Source organism: Erythrobacter mangrovi, from assembly GCF_013260645.1.
In the GTDB taxonomy this organism is placed as follows: domain Bacteria; phylum Pseudomonadota; class Alphaproteobacteria; order Sphingomonadales; family Sphingomonadaceae; genus Qipengyuania; species Qipengyuania mangrovi.
In genome coordinates, this window is sequence record NZ_CP053921.1 from 1,344,755 (window position 1) to 1,361,765 (window position 17,011).

Genomic DNA, 17,011 nt, shown 5'->3' on the forward strand with positions numbered 1-17,011 from the left:
AAAACAGAAAGGTGATTTGCTGTATCGCAAGAAGGTTGCTGTTCGGCAATCGCCTATAATCACCGCCCTGCGAAAGGAGAGAGCCAAGAATGGATACTGATACACACGCGGTTCCGGCTGGCTTCGAGCGGCATTTCCGGCAGAGCCCGGCCACCGATCCGTGGGAGCCGATCTATATGCGGCGCGACGGGCAGGCGTTCAGCCTGGGCCTGACGATCGATACGCCGCACTGCAACGCCCGTGGCCTGCTGCACGGCGGGATCATCACCGCCCTGGCCGACAATGCGATGGGCCTGAGCTGCGTCCTGCAGATGGAAAGCGTTTCGGCGCTGACCGTCAACCTGTCGATGGACTTCCTGTCGATCGGCAAGATCGGGCAATGGCTTGAAGTGCGCGCCGTCCCCGCCAAGCTGGGGCGGACCCTGGCATTCGCCGATGCCGAGATATTGGCCGATGGCGAACTGGTGGCCAAGGCCAGCGCGACCTTCCGCATCGTCGCAAAACAGGGGGTCGTAAGCGCCTAAAACGCTTACGACCCGTTAGCGATCAGCGAGTCAGCTTCTTGTAGGCCAAACGTGTAGGACGATCGGCGGCGTCGCCCAGACGGCGGCGCTTGTCTTCCTCATAGGCTTCGAAGTTGCCCTCGAACCATTCGACGTGGCTGTTCCCCTCGAAGGCGAGGATGTGCGTCGCCAGGCGGTCGAGGAAGAAGCGGTCGTGGCTGATGACCACGGCGCAGCCGGCAAAGTTCTCGATCGCGTCTTCCAGCGCGGCGAGGGTTTCGACGTCGAGATCGTTGGTCGGTTCGTCGAGCAGCAGCACATTGCCGCCCTGCTTGAGCATCTTGGCCATGTGCACGCGGTTGCGCTCACCGCCCGACAGCTTGCCGACGTTCTTCTGCTGGTCCGCACCCTTGAAGTTGAAGGCGCCGACATAGGCGCGCGTCGACATGTCCTGGCCGTTGACCTTCATGTAATCGAGCCCGTCGGAGATTTCCTCCCACACGTTCTTCTTGGGATCGAGGTGGTCGCGGCTCTGGTCGACATAGCCGAGGCGCACAGTCGATCCGATTTCGATCGTGCCGCTGTCGGGCTGTTCCTTGCCGGTGAGGATCTTGAACAGCGTCGACTTGCCCGCGCCGTTCGGTCCGATCACACCGACGATGCCGCCCGGGGGCAGGGTGAAGCTGAGGTCTTCGAACAGCAGCTTGTCACCATAGGCCTTGGAGATGCCCTTGGCCTCGATCACCTTGCCGCCGAGGCGCTCGGGGACCTGGATGACGATCTGTGCCTTGCCGACCTGGCGATTGTCCTGGCTGTTCTGCAGCTCTTCGAACTTGCGGATACGCGCCTTGGACTTGGTCTGGCGCGCGGCCGGCGTTTGCCGGATCCATTCGAGTTCGCGCTGCAGTGCCTTCTGCTTGCCGCTTTCCTCGCGGCTTTCCTGCTCGAGCCGCTTGGCCTTCTTCTCGAGATAGGTCGAGTAGTTGCCTTCGTAGGGATAGTAGGAACCACGGTCGAGTTCGAGGATCCAGCCCACCACATTGTCGAGGAAGTAGCGATCGTGGGTGATCATCAGCACCGCACCCGCATACTCCTTGAGGTGGTTTTCGAGCCACTGGACGCTTTCGGCGTCGAGGTGGTTGGTCGGTTCGTCGAGCAGCAGGATGCTGGGCTTCTGGATCAGCAGGCGGGTCAGCGCGACGCGACGCTTTTCACCGCCCGACAGGTCCTTGACCGACCAGTCGCCAGGCGGGCAGCGGAGCGCTTCCATTGCGACTTCGAGCTGGTTGTCGAGCGTCCACCCGTCGACGGCGTCGATCTTGTCCTGCAATTCGCCCATTTCAGCGCCAAGCGTGTCGAAATCGGCGTCGGGTTCGCACATCAGCGCGCTGATCTCGTTGAACCGGTCGACCATGTCGGCGACGCCACGCGCACCGTCCTTGACGTTCTCAAGCACAGTCTTGCTCGCGTCGAGCTCGGGCTCCTGTTCAAGATAGCCGACGGTGATGTTCTCGCCCGGCCAGGCTTCGCCGGTGAAATCCTTGTCGATGCCGGCCATGATCTTGATCAGGGTCGACTTGCCTGCGCCGTTGGGGCCGACGATGCCGATCTTCGCACCCTGGTAGAACTGCAGGTTGATGTTCGACAGCACCGGCTTCTGCGCACCGGGGAAGGTCTTGGTCATGTCCTTCATGACAAAGGCGTATTGAGCGGCCATCGGGGCGGGGTCCTTCGTGGTCTGAATGGGGTATGCGGACAGGGCTGCCCGACAGATCTGGGGGCCAGATAATGGCGCAAGCGCAAAGGGGCAAGCGGAACGCGCAAGTCGCTGGACTTGCGGGTGGAGCGTGATAGCAGACGCGCCCATGCACAAACCGCTCTTCGCGCTTGCCGCGCTCTCGCTCGCCGTCCCTGTCCCGCTCACTGCCGCTCCCTCGCAATCGACGCTGGTAGACCATGCCGAGCGGGCTGCGGCCGAGGACAGGCTGGCGTGGGATTTCGTCGAAGGTATCACCACCGAAGTCGGATCGCGCATGGCGGGAACCGAGGCGGAGGCGCGAGGCCGCGCGTGGGCCATGCGGTGGCTGCGGGTGAACGGCTTCGCCAATGTCGTCGAAGAGCCTTACGACATGTCCACATGGGTGCGAGGGGCCGAGACGGCGATGGTCACTGCACCCTTCCAGCAGCCGATGCACATCACTGCGCTGGGCGGCAGCGCCTCGACGGGGCCTGGAGGGATCGAGGCCGAGGTCGTCTTCTTCCCGACCTATGCCGCGCTTGAGGCGGCGTCGCCAGGTAGCCTGACGGGCAAGATCGCTTTCATCAGCCACGACATGCGCCCGACGCAGGACGGATCGGGCTATGGCTTTGCCGGGCCGGCGCGCTGGACCGGCGCCTCGCTCGCCGCGAGCAAGGGCGCGATCGCCACGGTGATCCGTTCGATCGGGACCGAGAACCATCGTACCCCGCATACGGGCGGAACGACCTTTGCCGAAGGCGTCAGGCCGACCCCGGCCGGGGCCATCTCCAACCCTGATGCCGACAATCTCGAGCGAATCTTCGCGCGATCTAGCGGCAAGTCGGTCACAATGAAGTTGGTGCTGACGCCGCGCGACCTGGGCATGACCAAGAGCGGCAACGTTACCGGGGAGATCGTTGGCCGCGATCCCTCGCTGCCGCCGGTGCTGCTCGCCTGTCACTTGGACAGCTGGGACCTAGGAACGGGTGCGGTGGACGACGGCGCAGGCTGTGCGATCATCGCCGCCGCGGCCAAGCAGGTCGCCGCTTTGGGTCAACCGCTGCGCACTATTCGCGTGCTGTTTGCCGGGGCGGAGGAAGTTGGCCTGTTCGGCAGCAGTGCCTATGCCGATGCACACAAGGATGAGCACTTCATGGTTGGGTTGGAGAGTGACTTCGGCGCCGATCGCATCTGGCGCATCGACAGCAATTTTACCGAGAGCGATCCTGCTCTCTACAAACAGCTCACTACCGCAGTTGCGCGGCTGGGCGTCGCTCCGTCGAAGCAGGTTGCCGGGGGTGGGGCAGATCTTAACGTTTTGCGCGCACAGAAGGGCGCGCTGGTCGACTTGCAGCAGGATGGAACGCGCTATTTCGACCTGCACCACACGCCTGACGACACATTGGACAAGATCGATCCGGTGCAGTTGCGACAGAATGTCGCGGTCTGGACTGCCACCGTTGGAGTACTCGCCAATCACTCCGATCGGGTCGGACTTGCGAAATAAATACTCGACACCGGTCAAAGTTTTGATAATGGCGAAATAAATCTGTCGTGAAACGGGAATTTATGGGGGGCTCCCGTCCACATGGTACAAGAAGAAATCCTGGGTTTGATAACACCCATGATGGCTGCGGTCTTCATGACCGTTTTCCTTGTTATGTGGAAACGCGGGCAAATGGGGCGTTATGTCCTAGCCTTTGCCGGCGCGTATTTTTTCTTCGGTCTCGGTTTTCTAGTTACGCAGCCGCTACCGGGTTTCAGCGAAGACTTCGTTTTCCCCATTACTCACTTGCTGTTCTCGCTGGCCTGCGCCTGCGCGGTTTGGGGGGCGGTAAACCGGGTCGGGGAATCCGTCTCACTGCCTGCCATGGGCTATATCTACCTGGTTTCGGCGATCACGCTGTTGGCCACCACTGCCGCGTCGGATCAGGTCGATGCGCGTTTCTATATCGTCAATGCCGGGTACGGCCTGATGTTCACGCTCGGCACCATGGCCATGCTCCAGGCCAAGAAGCGCAGCGCCATCGATGTCCTGGTGATCGTCCTGTTCGCGATTTCGGCGACGCAATTCCTGGTGCATCCCGTCTTCGCTGTGCTTCTCGACAGTGGATCGAGCACATCCAACTACCGTGACTCGATCTATTACACGGTGCTCAACGTCGCGGTCACGATCCAGGCGCTCATCACTGCGGTCACGTTGATCGGCGCTTGCGCCTGGGATCAGGTGGTCGCTGAACGCGAACGGATGCTGTGCGATGTGCTGACTGGCCTGCGCGCGCGCCGCGCCTTCGAACAGGATTCGCTGGCGGTGATCGAGCGTGCCAAGCAGGAAGGCGTGTCGGTCAGCCTGGTCGTCGCCGACATCGACAACTTCAAGAGCGTCAACGATGTCTACGGCCACCAGGTGGGCGACAACGGCATCGCGGCCTTCGGAGCGGTAATCGCTGGGATGATCCGCAACAGCGATGTCGCTGGGCGCATCGGCGGCGAAGAATTCTGCATCCTCGCGTGGAACTGTGACGGCGTGCAGGCCGAGGCCATGGCGGAGCGTGTCCGCCGTCGGCTGAGCGACACGCCGGTCAGCGGTCTGCCGGCGGACGTGCGTCTGACGGCCAGCTTCGGGGTGGCCGAGCGGCTGGACGGCGAAGGTTACGGCAAGATGTTCGCGCGGGCCGATGTTGAGCTGTACCGGGCCAAGGAAAACGGCCGCAATTGCGTTTGCTTCTCCAGAGCTGCGGACGTTGTCGCGCCGCTTGTCTCGCCAGAGGCGAAGCGCGGCGCCGCCGGATGATCAGCCGCGCAGCAGCTGCGGCATCTGCACGGCCTGCAAGCCGGCGCGGATCAGCAGGAATGCAGTGAAGGACAGCCACAGCCCGTGGTTGCCCAGCGGCCAGGTCAGCCACAGCAGCACTGCATAGCCTAACGCCGCACCTGCCATGCTGAGCAGCAGTGCGCGCGTCCAACTGGCACCGACAAAAACACCGTCGAAGACGAAACTGGCAACACCGGCCAGTGGCATCGCGATGATCCAGGGCAGCAACAACTGGGCGGCATCTGCGACTTCGGGTGTGGCGGCGAATTCGGCAATGATCGCTCGACCAAGCACGGCGTAGACGAGGGCGAGAAGTACCGCGGCGCCAAACCCGCGAAGCATGATTGCCTGGACATAGGCGCGGAAGCCGGCGCGGTCTTCTGCGCCGATCCGCTCGCCGTTCAGCACTTGGGCGGCGTTCTCGAACCCGTCGAGCAAGAGCGCCGACAGGATGAACAGCTGGTAGGTTATGCCATTGGCCGCCAGCACTACCGGCCCTCGCTCCGCACTGAGGCGGGTCAGGGCGGCGATCGAGATCATCAGCACGACCGTGCGCAGGAAAAGGTCGCGGTTGACCTGCAGGAACGGTTTGAGCGCAGCGAGCGAAAGTGGTGCGCCCCTGCGTAGAAAACTGCGAAGTCCGGTGCCATCATGGCCGAAAACCAGAAGGGTGCAGGCAAGCAGCTTGGCGCCTTCTGCGGCAACGCTGGCCCAGGCGATGCCTTCGACCCCCCAATCCAGCCCCAGGGCAAGCGATAGCCCAAGTGCCACGTTGAGGATGTTATAGCCAATCTCGATCACGAGCACCTGGGTCATCCGCCGCCGCCCGACGAGGAAACCGACGAGCGCGAAATTGGCCATTACTGCGGGCGCACTCCAGTAACGGATACCGGCATAGGCATCGGCTGCCACGCGCACGGCATCCTGGGCGCCCAACGCATCGAGCATTGCGGGTAGCAGCAGTGGGCGCGCCAGCAGCAGCAGCGCCGCGATCGCCAGGCCGACGATCAGGCCCCGCATCAGAATGGCAAGCTGCTCCTGGCTCCCGCTTCGGGTGCCCGCCTGCGCCACCAATCCGGTGGTCCCGGTCTTGAGAAAGTTCATCACCGTGAACAGCACGGCAAACAGCTTTGCGCCGACGTCGACGGCGCCCTGTGTCGGGGCATCGCCAAGTTGGCCCACTATCCACATATCGCCGACACCGATCAGGGCGGTCGCGACATTGGTGACCATCGCGGGCAGGGCGATCGCCCATATGGCCCGGGTATCGAGTTTTACCCTGTGTGGTGCAGGCGTTGCGGTCACCCGAAGGATGTGGCCGAGCGCCTGCCGATCGGCAAGCGGTTAGCGCAATACGCGGGCGAAGGCGGCACCGCTGCCCGGCTTCGACTTGGTATCAGGCGAGCGTGGCGTATTCGATGCGTCGCGGGGGATGATCGCTCCGATCCGAGCGACGAGATCGTCGAGCACGCTTCGGTCGACGATATAGAACACCTGCTTGGCAAGTCGTTCCCCAACGACCAGGCCGGCATCGCGCAGGATGCGCAATTGCTGCGACAGGCCGGGCTGGCCGATCCCTGTCGCTTCTTCGATTTCGCCGACCGACAACCTGCCTTCGCCGATAGTGCAAAGGATCTTGAGGCGACTGGCATGTGCTAGCGCGCGCAGGGCCTCGATCGAAGGGCAGCGTTCGGGGTTGCTCGAATCCGTCATTTCGTAATTCTCTCGTCAGTCCCTGGCATAGAACCAGTCGGTAAGCCCGGAACCAAGGACGCCGATGTTGTCCATTGTCGGTTGGGGCATGGTGGGCTCACCCGGATGCCAGTCTGCCGGGCAAAGGCGATCGTCGCGGTCGGCGGCCTGCAAGGCGGCCAGTGCGCGCAGGGTTTCATCGACACTGCGACCCACGTTTGCTGGATAGAAAGTAATCAGGCGGATTACTCCGGCCGGGTCGATGAGGAAACTGGCCCTTACGGTCGATGCATCGGACGCTTCCGCATCGACCATGCCGTAGGCACGGGCAATCTCCAGCGTGGGATCTTCGATCAGCGGGAAACGAACTTCCGTTCCAGTAGCTTCCTTGATCAGCCGGATCCAGGCGAGATGGGCGAACAGGCTGTCCACGGACAGGGCCAGGATGTGGCATCCCATGCGCTCGAAGTCGTCCTGACGCTGTGCGAGCGAGACGAACTCGCTCGTGCACACTGGAGTAAAGTCGCCTGGGTGCGAGGCAAGCAGGACCCACGACCCGCGGAAGTCCGACAGGACTACCTGTCCGGAGGTCGAACGCGCGGAAAAGTTGGGCGCGGCCGTCCCGATCCTCAGAACACCACCGCCAATTCCGTCCATTGTGCCACTCGCTTACTGTGATCGCTCAAATCGCGCCGCGGTTTGCTTGACCTTACCGCTTAAGTAAAGTAATTACACGATTACAGGAAATGTGCAATGGTGATTCTATGACCGACAATGCGCTGAACCAGGCTTCGCTGCAGATTGAAGCGGCGCGGGCGGATGCCACGCGGCGGCCGACCATTGCTGCCTTCTTCGACGAGGCCACCAACACGGTAAGTTACGTCGTGAGCGATCCCGCCACCAACAAGGCGGCGATCATCGACTCGGTGCTCGACTATGAGGCTGCCTCGGGCCGGACCGACGACCGCTCGGCAAAGTTGATTATTGAATATGTGAAAACCAATAATCTGGAAGTCGAATGGTTGCTCGAAACGCACGCACATGCAGACCATCTTTCGGCGGCGCCGTACCTCCAGGAACGGCTCGGCGGTAAGCTCGCCATCGGCAAGGATATCCGCATCGTCCAGGATGTGTTCGGTAAGCTATTCAACGCGGGAACCGATTTCCAGCGCGACGGGTCGCAGTTCGATCATCTGTTCGATGATGGCGACAAGTTCGCCATCGGTACGCTCGATGCGATCGCGCTGCATGTCCCGGGCCACACCCCAGCCGACATGGCCTTTGTGATCGGTGATGCCGCCTTTGTCGGGGACACGATCTTCATGCCGGACTTCGGCACGGCCCGTGCGGACTTTCCGGGGGGTGATGCGCGTCGCCTCTACCGCTCGATCCGCCGCCTGCTCACCCTCCCGCGCGAGACCCGGTTGTTCCTGTGCCACGATTACAAGGCGCCGGGTCGCGACGAGTATGCCTGGGAGACTACGGTCGGACTGCAACGTGATTACAACGTCCACGTCCGCGACGGCGTGAGCGAGGACGAATTCGTCGTAATGCGCACCGCGCGCGACCGCACGCTGACCATGCCCGACCTCATCATGCCGTCGGTCCAGGTCAACATTCGCGGTGGGCGCCTGCCCGAACCGGAGGACAATGGCGTGAGCTACATCAAGATACCGATCAACGCCGTATGACGATCGCAGCCTTTCCCAACGCGATGCCCATCCATGGGCTGGTCGGAGGCCTCCTGATTGGCGCTGCTGCGGCAATTTTCCTGCTCGGAAGCGGGCGTATTGCAGGGGTCAGCGGACTGTTCGCCCGTGCCACCGGGATTGCTCCCGGCCGGCGCGATGGCGCTGCTGCCTTGTTCATCCTTGCGCTGATCGCGGGGGCGGCGTTGGTCAATGCCATCAGCGGCCCGATCGAGCAGACCTTCATGGATAATTGGCCCGTTCTGGCGCTTGGCGGCGCCATCGTCGGATTTGGCACGCGGATGGGCAGCGGATGCACCAGCGGCCACGGCGTCTGCGGCATGTCGCGCCTCTCTCCGCGGTCGATCGCCGCCACGCTCACCTTCATGGTGTTCGGAATGCTGACCGTCCTGGTCATGCGTCTCATCGGGCTGGGAGGATAGTCATGCGCAAGTTCGTCGCCATCCTTAGCGGCCTGCTGTTCGGCGCGGGTCTTTCCATCGGCGGGATGACCGACCCTGCAAGGGTTCGGGCCTTCCTCGACATCTTCGGTCAATGGGATCCGACCCTGGCTTTCGTCATGGGCGGTGCCCTGCTGGTCATGGCCCCCGTGTGGCTGATCCAGCGACGCATGGAAAAGAGCTTCGACGGGACCACATTCGACCTGCCGGCAACCGGCACGATCGACGGCAAGTTACTGGTCGGTTCGGCGCTGTTCGGCGTCGGCTGGGGCATTACCGGCCTTTGTCCGGGACCGGCGGTCGCCTCGCTTGCGACCGCATTCATTCCCGCAATCGTGTTCGTCGCGGCGATGGTTGCCGGGATGCTCCTTCATCGGGTCGCCATCAGGCCCTGATCCACGCTGCGCGAGGGAATACCCAATGGCCGGTACCGATTTTGACATTGTCGTAATAGGCGCGGGCTCGGCCGGCCTTGCTACCGTTGCCTCTATCCGCAAGCGTCGCCGTGACCTTTCGATTGCGGTGATCGATCCGGCCACCGACCATTATTACCAGCCGGGCTGGACTATGGTCGGCGGCGGAATCTTCGAGGCCCAGCAGACCGTGCGGCCAATGGAAGAGCTTATCCCGACCGAGGTTACCTGGCTGCGGCAGCCAGTCGCGAGTTTCGAGCCCGAAAGTAATGCCGTCGTTCTGGCTGACGGGAGCCGTGTCACCTATCGCCAACTGGTAGTCGCCACGGGCCTGACGCTCAATTGGGGAGCAATCGACGGCCTGCCGGAAGCGCTCGGGCGGAATGGCGTCACCTCCAACTACCGCTTCGACCTCGCGCCCTATACCTGGAGAATGGTACAGGGACTGAAGGAGGGCGCGGCGCTGTTCACCCAGCCGCCAATGCCGATCAAGTGTGCAGGTGCGCCGCAAAAGGCGATGTACCTGTCATGCAGCTATTGGGAGCGGGCGGGTCTCCTCAACCGGATCGATGTGCAGTTCCATAATGCAGGCGGCGTGCTGTTCGGCGTAGCCGACTATGTGCCGGCGCTGATGGGTTACGTCGAACGCTACGGCATCGAACTGGATTTGAACGAGACGCTCATTGCGGTCGACGGGTTGGCAAAGCAGGCCACTTTCCGCACCCAGGTGGGCGAGAAGACGGTCGATTTCGACATGATCCATGTTGTCCCGCCGCAGGTCGCACCCGCGGTGGTGGCGGAGAGTCCGCTGGCGGGCGAGGGCGGCTGGGTCGACGTCGACCAGGAAACGCTGCGCCATAAGCGTTACGAGAACATCTTCGCGCTGGGCGATTGCACCACCACGCCGAATGCGAAGACCGCGGCAGCGGCCCGCAAGCAGGCGCCGATCGTGGCGGCCAATCTGCTGGCCAATATCGAAAGCATGCCGCTGCCCTTTGCTTATGACGGCTATGGCAGCTGCCCGCTGACCGTGGAGCGCGGCAAGATCGTGCTCGCCGAGTTCGGTTATGGCGGAAAGCTGCTGCCGACTTTCCCCACCTGGCTGATCGACGGAACCAAGCCGTCGCGCGCCGCATGGTGGCTGAAGTCTGAAGCGCTTCCGCAGGTCTATTGGCATGCCATGCTCAAGGGCCACGAATGGCTGGCCGAACCGGCCCTTAGGAAAGACTGAGGCGCCGTACCTATGGACACGATCTACCTACTCACCGGCGCACTTTCGGGTGCTGCCGTGGGTTTCGTACTTGGCCTGATCGGTGGCGGAGGGTCGATCCTCGCAGTGCCGCTGATGGTCTATCTGGTGGGCGTGCCCAGTCCGCATGTGGCAATCGGGACCAGCGCGCTGGCGGTCGCGGCCAATGCGCTTGCCGGTCTCGTCTACCATGCGCGGGCCAAGACCGTGAAGTGGAAGTGCGGGTCGATGTATGCCGCAGCCGGTGTCGTCGGCGCCTTCGCGGGTTCGACGCTGGGCAAGAATTTCGACGGCCACAAGCTGTTGTTCCTGTTCGCACTGCTGATGATCGTAGTCGGCATATTGATGCTGCGCGGTAGAGGCGCGGAATCGGACGCAGACGTTGTATTGAGCCGCAAGAATGCACCCAAGCTCTTCGTCTATGGCATGGGAACGGGCGCCTTTTCGGGCTTCTTCGGTATCGGCGGTGGCTTCCTGATCGTGCCCGGCCTGATCGCGGCGACGCGCATGCCGATCGGCAATGCCGTTGGAACCAGCCTGGTGGCAGTCACCGCATTCGGGATCACAACTGCGGCGAACTATGCCTTTTCGGGCCTGATCGACTGGCCGTTGGCCGGCCTGTTCGTGCTCGGCGGCCTGCTGGGTAGCCAGTTCGGCACCGCCCTGTCGAAACGCCTGTCGAGTACAAATGCGCTGACCAATATCTTTGCCGGGGTGATCTTCGTGGTCGCGGCGTACATGCTGTGGCAGAGCTGGCTGGCGATGTGATGTGTGTGGTGGGTTGCATGGCGGTGCATACACCTTGCAACCCTTGCACCGCACCTTGCGGAATCTTTGTGTAAAGCGCTGACCATGTTCGACCAGCTCGACGCGCTGCTGCTCGCCCGCATCCAGTTCGCCTTCACGGTGAGCTTCCACTTCATTTTCCCGGCCTTTTCGATCGGTCTCGCGAGCTATCTCGCGGTCCTCGAAGGCTTGTGGTTGAAGACCGGAGACGACGTCTATCGGGACCTCTTCAAATACTGGCTCAAGATCTTTGCCGTAGCCTTCGCCATGGGCGTCGTGTCGGGCATCGTGATGAGTTACCAGTTCGGCACAAACTGGTCGGTCTTCTCCGACAAGGCCGGGCCGGTGATCGGACCGCTGATGGCCTATGAAGTGCTGACCGCCTTCTTCCTCGAAGCGGGATTTCTCGGCGTCATGCTGTTTGGGATGAACCGCGTGGGGCGCGGCTTGCACTTCACGGCCACGCTGATGGTGGCGCTGGGGACATTCGTATCGGCGTTCTGGATCCTCAGCGTGAATAGCTGGATGCAGACCCCGACCGGCTACGAAATCGGAGCCAACGGCCAGTTCCTGCCGGGAGAGAGCTGGGCGGAGATCATCTTCAATCCCAGCTTTCCCTACCGCCTGGTCCACACGGTGATCGCGGCCTACCTGACCACCGCTTTCGTCGTCGGCGGGGTAGGCGCATGGCACCTGCTCAAGGACAGCGCCAACCGGCACGCACGCAAGATGTTCTCGATGGCGATGTGGATGGCCGCGCTGGTCGCCCCGGTGCAGATCTTCGCGGGGGACATGCACGGGCTCAACACGCTTGAACACCAGCCGGTCAAGGTCATGGCGATGGAAGGGCACTACGAAAGTCACCCTGACGGCGCGCCGCTCTACCTGTTCGGTATTCCCGACGACAAGGAACAGCGGCTCGACTACGCCGTGGGCATTCCCAAGCTGTCGAGCGTGATCCTCAAGCATGATCCCGATGCGCCCCTGGCCGGGCTGGATACGGTGCCCGATGCGGACCAGCCGCCGGTATTCGCGGTTTTCTGGGCGTTCCGGATCATGGTCGGGATCGGCTTCCTGATGCTTGGCATCGGGCTGTGGAGCCTCGTCGCCCGTTGGCGCAAGCGCCTGTACGATTGGCGCCTGTTGCATCGCGCCGCGATCCTGATGGGCCCGGCCGGCTTCGTCGCGGTGATCGCCGGATGGATCACGACCGAAGCCGGACGCCAGCCTTTCACCGTCTATGGCCTGCTGCGCACCGCCGAGAGTGCAAGCCCTCTGGCGGCACCAGCAGTGGCCATGTCGCTGCTGGCCTTCGTGCTTGTCTATTTTGCGGTCTTTGGCGTCGGGACTTGGTACATCCTGCGCCTGATGAGCGGCGCGCCGCATGCTGGTGAGAAAGGGGTCAAACGGACCGAGAAGGGGCCGGTGCGGACCGCCGGTATCACTCCCGGACCGACGCAGAATCCGGGCAAGGATCCCGACACGCTACCCTCGAGCCAACAGGAGGCGCGCGATGGCGTTTGACCTGACCACGATCTGGGCCTTCATCATCGCCTTTGCGGTGTTCGCCTATGTGATCATGGATGGCTTCGACCTTGGCATTGGGATCCTGTTTCCCTTTTTCGAGGTGGGCGACGAACGCGATCAGGCGATGAACTCGATCGCCCCCGTGTGGGACGGCAATGAGACCTGGCTGGTACTGGGCGGGGGCGGGCTCTTCGCGGCATTCCCGCTGGCCTATGCCATCATCCTGCCCGCGACCTATCCCCTGATCATCGCCATGCTGTTGGGCCTCGTGTTTCGCGGCGTCGCCTTCGAGTTCCGCTGGCGCGACCCGGGGCACCGCGCTTTCTGGGACTTCGCCTTCACCGCGGGGTCGCTGGTCGCCGCTCTGGCCCAAGGCATGGTGCTGGGCGCGCTGTTGCAGGGCATCGAAGTTGCCGACCGGGCCTATGCCGGAAGCTGGTTCGACTGGCTGACGCCCTATACGCTGCTGACCGGGCTGGGCGTGGTTGCAGGCTATGCCCTGCTCGGTGCGACCTGGTTGATCATCAAGGTAGAAGGGCGTGCCCTGGACCACGCCTATCGGATTGCACGGCCGGCCTTTGTGGCGACCCTGATCCTGCTCGGCGCCGTGAGCCTCTATACCCCCTTCCTCGAAGGACAGTATTGGCAACGCTGGTTCACCATGCCCAGCTTCCTGTTTGCCAGTCAGGTGCCGCTGCTTACCGCGATTCTCGCCTATGCCCTGATGCGCGCACTCGCGAAGCGGAGGACCTATGCACCCTTCCTTTTGGCGCTGGGGCTGTTCCTGCTCGGCATGATCGGCCTGGGCGTTTCGATGTGGCCCTATGTCGTGCCCGACCAGGTTACGATCTGGGATGCCGCGGCGCCGGAACGCAGCCAGGTCTTCATGCTGGTCGGCACCGCCATCATCCTCCCTGTCATTCTCGCCTATACCGGCTGGGCCTATTGGGTCTTCCGCGGCAAGGTAGGATCGGAAGGTTACCACTGATGCGGTTGGCCCCCCTCGATGGCGGTGAAGACGCCGAAACCAAGCCCCTGTGGCAGCGACTTGGCTGGATGGTAGCTATCTGGCTGGTGAGCGTGACCGCACTGGGGGCAGTGGCCTATCTATTGAGGTTGTGGCTGGCCTAACATCGACCGCGTTATCGCTCGACGCCTTCTCACTTGATCCGCAGAGAAAGGGGCCTGGTTGAAGGCCTTGGAACTCAGCGTTCCTCGTCGCTGCCCAGCGGGCCGTATCTCACATTGGCAAAGTGGGCATCGGTCCCCGATGCTATCCAAAGGCCGATTGCCCCTTCGCTCGCGTCGGAAAGCAGGTCGTTTACGATCAGGACCGGCTGTTCGTTCTGGTTCACGAAGAATCGGGCACGATCGCCTTCCACCTCCACACGCAGGCTCGTCCAGGTACCCAGTTCGATATCGACGTAACTCTCGTAGTGTCCCGGCTTTTCTTCGCGAAGCCTGAACCAGGTATAGTCGGGATGAGAGATGTACTGGGTCGCGTGGTTGCGGCGGATCTGTTCTTCGGCCCGGCCATTGCCAGGGCGGATATAGAACGCGTCGTAGCGGTGCAGGTCAGGCTGCACCCGGAACGCGATCCCGGCGAAGCCTCGCGAGCCTGCGGGAGCATCCGGAACCAGGTTGCTGTTCACTTCGACCTCGACGAAACCGTCGGCCATGCTGATCGGCAACAGCACAACGCCATCGCCGGTGGTCGTCGAGATGCGCAGCGTCTTGCGCCCATCCAGCTCGCTGTTCGCCACATCGATGCTGGGATCGTGTTCGAGATCGGCCGATGCGGTGATCTCTAGCGCCATGCCATCCTGCGCCACAGCGGGCCACGCGGAACAGGCGAGCAGGAAGGCGCCGACAAACCCATGCAGGGAACAGTGCGATTGCTTGGTCATCATTCTCTCTCTGGGTTCCATCTGCGCAAGGTGAAGGGCGAGGGGATGGGCGCGAGTACTATCGCCAAGGAACTCGGGATCGCCCGGAGTAGTGTCTATGAGGCACTGAAGGGGGTACTGAGGACACTGCTCAGCCTCCGGTCGGATCGCTCTTCTTCTTGCGAGGCCCTGCTTTTTTGGTGAGCGGCGCGGCATCCTTCTCGACCTTCAGCGTGGGGAGTGCCCCGTACCCGTTGTCCTCCGCAAGAACTTCCTTTCGCTCCACTTCATTCGCGAGGTCGAAGACCCCTGCGACCATGTGAAGTGACCTTTCTCCTCTCAGGACTTCAATGAACCGCTGTCGGACTTCCGCTTGTTCGTTCATCTCGTTCACCCAAGCGACGGGCGCGTAGCCCAAGCGGTGTTCCTCCCTAATCGGAAGTCGCGCACCGACAACCTCCCCAATCCGACGGATGAGGTTGTGCCGGGCGTCCCCTGATCGAGTAATGAGACCAAGCCGAACGTTATCGTCCGCCGAGTTCCAACTGGGATCGTTGAGAGAATCCATCAGCTTCCCCCATTCCTCCATGGCCTCCTTGTCGTGTGAGAATAGGACTGGAACCATGTTGACCGCAGCGACGTGGTCGGGAGAAAGCTCTAGGCCGCGTGTCCTGCGCAGCGTCACGAACAGTTCCCAGCGGCGGTTCTTCTGTTCCTTCGAGGCGTCAATGAGGCGCGTGACCCAGATGCCAACCAGTGGACCACAGAAGATCGCTGCAAGCACCAGCCAGTCGTAATAGTCGGGAGCTTGGCTCATCCCGCCGCACCCAACTCGTCAAGGCGCTTCAAGATCGCCTTTTCGAACTTGTAGATATCGACAGGCTCCCCGACGGAGTGCCGGGTCTCTTCCTTGCCCTCAAAGGTCCCGAAGTGGCGACTTGTGGCGCTATTGAAGTGCAGCCGGGCGATGCTCTTCCGGTTGTTGTCGTCCAGGAGGATGGCGCAGTAGGATTTTGCATCCCGCATGATAACTCGCGTTGGATCCACCTTCCGGGCCGCGATAGCGCGCACGATATTGAACCCTTCGATCTCCTCTGGGGTCGTCTCTATGTCCTCGCCGCTGCTTTCCTCAATATCTTGCGGTTCATCTCCGCCCTTTTCGAGAGCCGAAGTCAGCCTTTCGTTGACCCGATCTCTGATGAGCGCGCTCAAAGAGGAAGAGATGAGTGAGGTGAATGTCTCCCTCACCGAGGCTGTGAAGCGTCCCGGGTTAACGCGTTGAGCAATCAAACGAACGAAGTCTTCTGACGGCTCGGCGAACTCCTTCTCAAGCTCCCCGTACACCAGCGTCTGTAGTTTGAGCTTCCCGGCCTCGCGCACAATCTGATCAATGTCGAAGCTTCCCTTGACGAACTTCTCAAGCGTCCGGATATCCTGCTTTCGGAGGTTCTCTAGATCGAGCGTGAAGAAGGGGCGATCATCCATCCGGTTGGGCGACTCGGTATCGGAGAAGAACTTGAACACCACGCCGTTAGTCAGGATCGCCACCCGCGCATCCGTCACGCTGAAGTAGCGATAGAGCTGGGACGCGTGATTAATGCTGAGCACGGAGTTGGACGGTTTACACTCCAGCAGCATGGCGAGCCTCCCGCGATCAAACACGGCGTAGTCGACCTTCTCGCCCTTCTTCGTGCCCACGTCGCAAGTGAACTCAGGGGTTACCTCAGTCGGGCTGAAGACGTTGTAGCCTAAAGCTTGAATGAACGGCATCACTAGCGCGTTCTTTGCCGCCTCTTCGGTTAATAGGACTTCCTTGTGATCGCGAACCGTCTTCGCGAGTTCAGCGAGCCGTACCTCCAAGTCCATAGTCACCCCCAACAGTTGTAGGGCCAGACTATCGCACAACGGTTCCTACGCAAGGGATCATTGAGTTGATTGGTGAAACTACGGGGTTGTTAATCCTGTAGGCCAGTTCCTAAGCGCCATTGACCCCGCAAACCTGCCCCACAATCGTGGGTGCCTGTGGGTTAGGTGACGAATATATATACGAAAAATTGAAATGGTCGGGGAGACAGGATTCGAACCTGCGACATCCTGCTCCCAAAGCAGGCGCGCTACCGGACTGCGCCACTCCCCGACGCTGTTTCATCGCTGCTGCGACTGGTGGGCCCGGCAGGACTCGAACCCGCGACCTAGCCGTTATGAGCGGCCAGCTCTAACCAACTGAGCTACAGGCCCCGCCTGTCGCATGCA

The 17,011-nt window shown here is 61.9% G+C and carries 18 protein-coding genes and 2 tRNA genes; 11 read left to right on the top strand and 9 right to left on the bottom strand.

From position 1 onward, the window contains the following. Window positions 1–89 precede the first annotated feature (89 nt). Entirely contained in the window at window positions 90–524 is a 435-nt protein-coding gene (locus tag HQR01_RS06965) for a PaaI family thioesterase (RefSeq protein ID WP_173213810.1), read from the top strand. A 22-nt stretch (window positions 525–546) separates the two neighbouring features. On the opposite strand, the gene ettA is transcribed toward HQR01_RS06965, so the two are convergent. After that, window positions 547–2,220, bottom strand: a complete 1,674-nt coding sequence (gene ettA / locus HQR01_RS06970) for an energy-dependent translational throttle protein EttA (protein ID WP_173213812.1) — start codon at window positions 2,218–2,220, stop codon at window positions 547–549. Window positions 2,221–2,368: 148 nt separating this feature from the next. Here ettA and HQR01_RS06975 point away from each other — a divergent pair, with 148 nt between their 5' ends. Both HQR01_RS06975 and HQR01_RS06980 read left to right on the top strand, forming a co-directional pair. Continuing rightward, a complete protein-coding gene (locus HQR01_RS06975) occupies window positions 2,369–3,748 on the top strand; it encodes a M20/M25/M40 family metallo-hydrolase (protein WP_173213814.1) in 1,380 nt (459 codons plus the stop codon). A 117-nt stretch (window positions 3,749–3,865) separates the two neighbouring features. Next, window positions 3,866–5,035, top strand: coding sequence for a GGDEF domain-containing protein (locus HQR01_RS06980; protein WP_173213815.1), 1,170 nt, complete (start codon window positions 3,866–3,868; stop codon window positions 5,033–5,035). Here the strand turns inward: HQR01_RS06980 and HQR01_RS06985 are convergent, their stop codons facing one another. Genes HQR01_RS06985 through HQR01_RS06995 form a run of 3 tightly spaced genes read right to left on the bottom strand, consistent with a single transcriptional unit; the run spans window position 5,036 to window position 7,405 of the window. Beyond that, window positions 5,036–6,361, bottom strand: a complete 1,326-nt coding sequence (locus tag HQR01_RS06985; protein WP_173213817.1) for an MATE family efflux transporter — start codon at window positions 6,359–6,361, stop codon at window positions 5,036–5,038. Between the two features lie 39 nt (window positions 6,362–6,400). Then, window positions 6,401–6,769 carry an ArsR/SmtB family transcription factor gene (locus HQR01_RS06990; RefSeq protein ID WP_173213819.1) on the bottom strand — a complete coding sequence of 123 codons (369 nt, stop codon included), beginning with the start codon at window positions 6,767–6,769 and terminating at the stop codon, window positions 6,401–6,403. 15 nt (window positions 6,770–6,784) lie between these two features. Continuing rightward, window positions 6,785–7,405, bottom strand: coding sequence for a peroxiredoxin (locus tag HQR01_RS06995; RefSeq protein ID WP_173213821.1), 621 nt, complete (start codon window positions 7,403–7,405; stop codon window positions 6,785–6,787). Window positions 7,406–7,512: 107 nt separating this feature from the next. Here HQR01_RS06995 and HQR01_RS07000 point away from each other — a divergent pair, with 107 nt between their 5' ends. The 8 genes from HQR01_RS07000 (at window position 7,513) to HQR01_RS07035 (ending at window position 14,003) form a co-directional block, all read left to right on the top strand. After that, on the top strand, window positions 7,513–8,439 hold the full coding sequence (locus tag HQR01_RS07000; protein WP_173213823.1) for an MBL fold metallo-hydrolase: 927 nt from the start codon (window positions 7,513–7,515) through the stop codon (window positions 8,437–8,439). Beyond that, a complete protein-coding gene (locus HQR01_RS07005; RefSeq protein WP_173213825.1) occupies window positions 8,436–8,879 on the top strand; it encodes a YeeE/YedE family protein in 444 nt (147 codons plus the stop codon). The genes HQR01_RS07000 and HQR01_RS07005 overlap by 4 nt, the downstream gene beginning before the upstream one ends. 2 nt (window positions 8,880–8,881) lie before the next feature. Beyond that, window positions 8,882–9,292, top strand: a complete 411-nt coding sequence (locus HQR01_RS07010) for a DUF6691 family protein (protein ID WP_173213827.1) — start codon at window positions 8,882–8,884, stop codon at window positions 9,290–9,292. Window positions 9,293–9,317: 25 nt separating this feature from the next. Then, window positions 9,318–10,541, top strand: coding sequence for an NAD(P)/FAD-dependent oxidoreductase (locus HQR01_RS07015; RefSeq protein WP_173213829.1), 1,224 nt, complete (start codon window positions 9,318–9,320; stop codon window positions 10,539–10,541). Between the two features lie 12 nt (window positions 10,542–10,553). Next, complete coding sequence (locus HQR01_RS07020) at window positions 10,554–11,327, top strand: sulfite exporter TauE/SafE family protein (protein WP_173213830.1); 774 nt, start codon at window positions 10,554–10,556, stop codon at window positions 11,325–11,327. 84 nt (window positions 11,328–11,411) lie between these two features. Continuing rightward, window positions 11,412–12,869, top strand: a complete 1,458-nt coding sequence (locus tag HQR01_RS07025) for a cytochrome ubiquinol oxidase subunit I (RefSeq protein ID WP_173213832.1) — start codon at window positions 11,412–11,414, stop codon at window positions 12,867–12,869. Then, window positions 12,859–13,860, top strand: coding sequence for a cytochrome d ubiquinol oxidase subunit II (gene cydB, locus HQR01_RS07030; protein ID WP_173213834.1), 1,002 nt, complete (start codon window positions 12,859–12,861; stop codon window positions 13,858–13,860). Before HQR01_RS07025 ends, cydB begins: the two co-directional genes overlap by 11 nt. Beyond that, complete coding sequence (locus tag HQR01_RS07035; RefSeq protein ID WP_173213836.1) at window positions 13,860–14,003, top strand: DUF2474 domain-containing protein; 144 nt, start codon at window positions 13,860–13,862, stop codon at window positions 14,001–14,003. Before cydB ends, HQR01_RS07035 begins: the two co-directional genes overlap by 1 nt. A gap of 74 nt (window positions 14,004–14,077) precedes the next feature. Here the strand turns inward: HQR01_RS07035 and HQR01_RS07040 are convergent, their stop codons facing one another. The 5 genes from HQR01_RS07040 to HQR01_RS07060 all read right to left on the bottom strand — a co-directional run bounded on the left by HQR01_RS07040 (window position 14,078) and on the right by HQR01_RS07060 (window position 16,996). Then, entirely contained in the window at window positions 14,078–14,782 is a 705-nt protein-coding gene (locus HQR01_RS07040) for a hypothetical protein (protein WP_173213838.1), read from the bottom strand. 127 nt (window positions 14,783–14,909) lie between these two features. Next, window positions 14,910–15,575, bottom strand: coding sequence for a DUF6680 family protein (locus tag HQR01_RS07045; protein WP_173213840.1), 666 nt, complete (start codon window positions 15,573–15,575; stop codon window positions 14,910–14,912). Then, entirely contained in the window at window positions 15,572–16,624 is a 1,053-nt protein-coding gene (locus HQR01_RS07050; protein ID WP_173213841.1) for a type I restriction endonuclease, read from the bottom strand. The genes HQR01_RS07045 and HQR01_RS07050 overlap by 4 nt, the downstream gene beginning before the upstream one ends. Before the next feature lie 194 nt (window positions 16,625–16,818). Next, window positions 16,819–16,895: transfer RNA gene (locus HQR01_RS07055), tRNA-Pro, on the bottom strand. A 24-nt stretch (window positions 16,896–16,919) separates the two neighbouring features. Continuing rightward, window positions 16,920–16,996: transfer RNA gene (locus HQR01_RS07060), tRNA-Ile, on the bottom strand. Window positions 16,997–17,011 lie beyond the last annotated feature (15 nt).

Coding starts and splice junctions, on each gene's coding strand:
- HQR01_RS06965 (WP_173213810.1), top strand. CDS start 90: ATGGATACTGATACACACGCGGTTCCGGCTGGCTTCGAGCGGCATTTC.
- ettA (WP_173213812.1), bottom strand. CDS start 2,220: ATGGCCGCTCAATACGCCTTTGTCATGAAGGACATGACCAAGACCTTC.
- HQR01_RS06975 (WP_173213814.1), top strand. CDS start 2,369: ATGCACAAACCGCTCTTCGCGCTTGCCGCGCTCTCGCTCGCCGTCCCT.
- HQR01_RS06980 (WP_173213815.1), top strand. CDS start 3,866: ATGATGGCTGCGGTCTTCATGACCGTTTTCCTTGTTATGTGGAAACGC.
- HQR01_RS06990 (WP_173213819.1), bottom strand. CDS start 6,769: ATGACGGATTCGAGCAACCCCGAACGCTGCCCTTCGATCGAGGCCCTG.
- HQR01_RS06995 (WP_173213821.1), bottom strand. CDS start 7,405: ATGGACGGAATTGGCGGTGGTGTTCTGAGGATCGGGACGGCCGCGCCC.
- HQR01_RS07000 (WP_173213823.1), top strand. CDS start 7,513: ATGACCGACAATGCGCTGAACCAGGCTTCGCTGCAGATTGAAGCGGCG.
- HQR01_RS07005 (WP_173213825.1), top strand. CDS start 8,436: ATGACGATCGCAGCCTTTCCCAACGCGATGCCCATCCATGGGCTGGTC.
- HQR01_RS07010 (WP_173213827.1), top strand. CDS start 8,882: ATGCGCAAGTTCGTCGCCATCCTTAGCGGCCTGCTGTTCGGCGCGGGT.
- HQR01_RS07015 (WP_173213829.1), top strand. CDS start 9,318: ATGGCCGGTACCGATTTTGACATTGTCGTAATAGGCGCGGGCTCGGCC.
- HQR01_RS07020 (WP_173213830.1), top strand. CDS start 10,554: ATGGACACGATCTACCTACTCACCGGCGCACTTTCGGGTGCTGCCGTG.
- HQR01_RS07025 (WP_173213832.1), top strand. CDS start 11,412: ATGTTCGACCAGCTCGACGCGCTGCTGCTCGCCCGCATCCAGTTCGCC.
- cydB (WP_173213834.1), top strand. CDS start 12,859: ATGGCGTTTGACCTGACCACGATCTGGGCCTTCATCATCGCCTTTGCG.
- HQR01_RS07035 (WP_173213836.1), top strand. CDS start 13,860: ATGCGGTTGGCCCCCCTCGATGGCGGTGAAGACGCCGAAACCAAGCCC.
- HQR01_RS07040 (WP_173213838.1), bottom strand. CDS start 14,782: ATGATGACCAAGCAATCGCACTGTTCCCTGCATGGGTTTGTCGGCGCC.
- HQR01_RS07045 (WP_173213840.1), bottom strand. CDS start 15,575: ATGAGCCAAGCTCCCGACTATTACGACTGGCTGGTGCTTGCAGCGATC.
- HQR01_RS07050 (WP_173213841.1), bottom strand. CDS start 16,624: ATGGACTTGGAGGTACGGCTCGCTGAACTCGCGAAGACGGTTCGCGAT.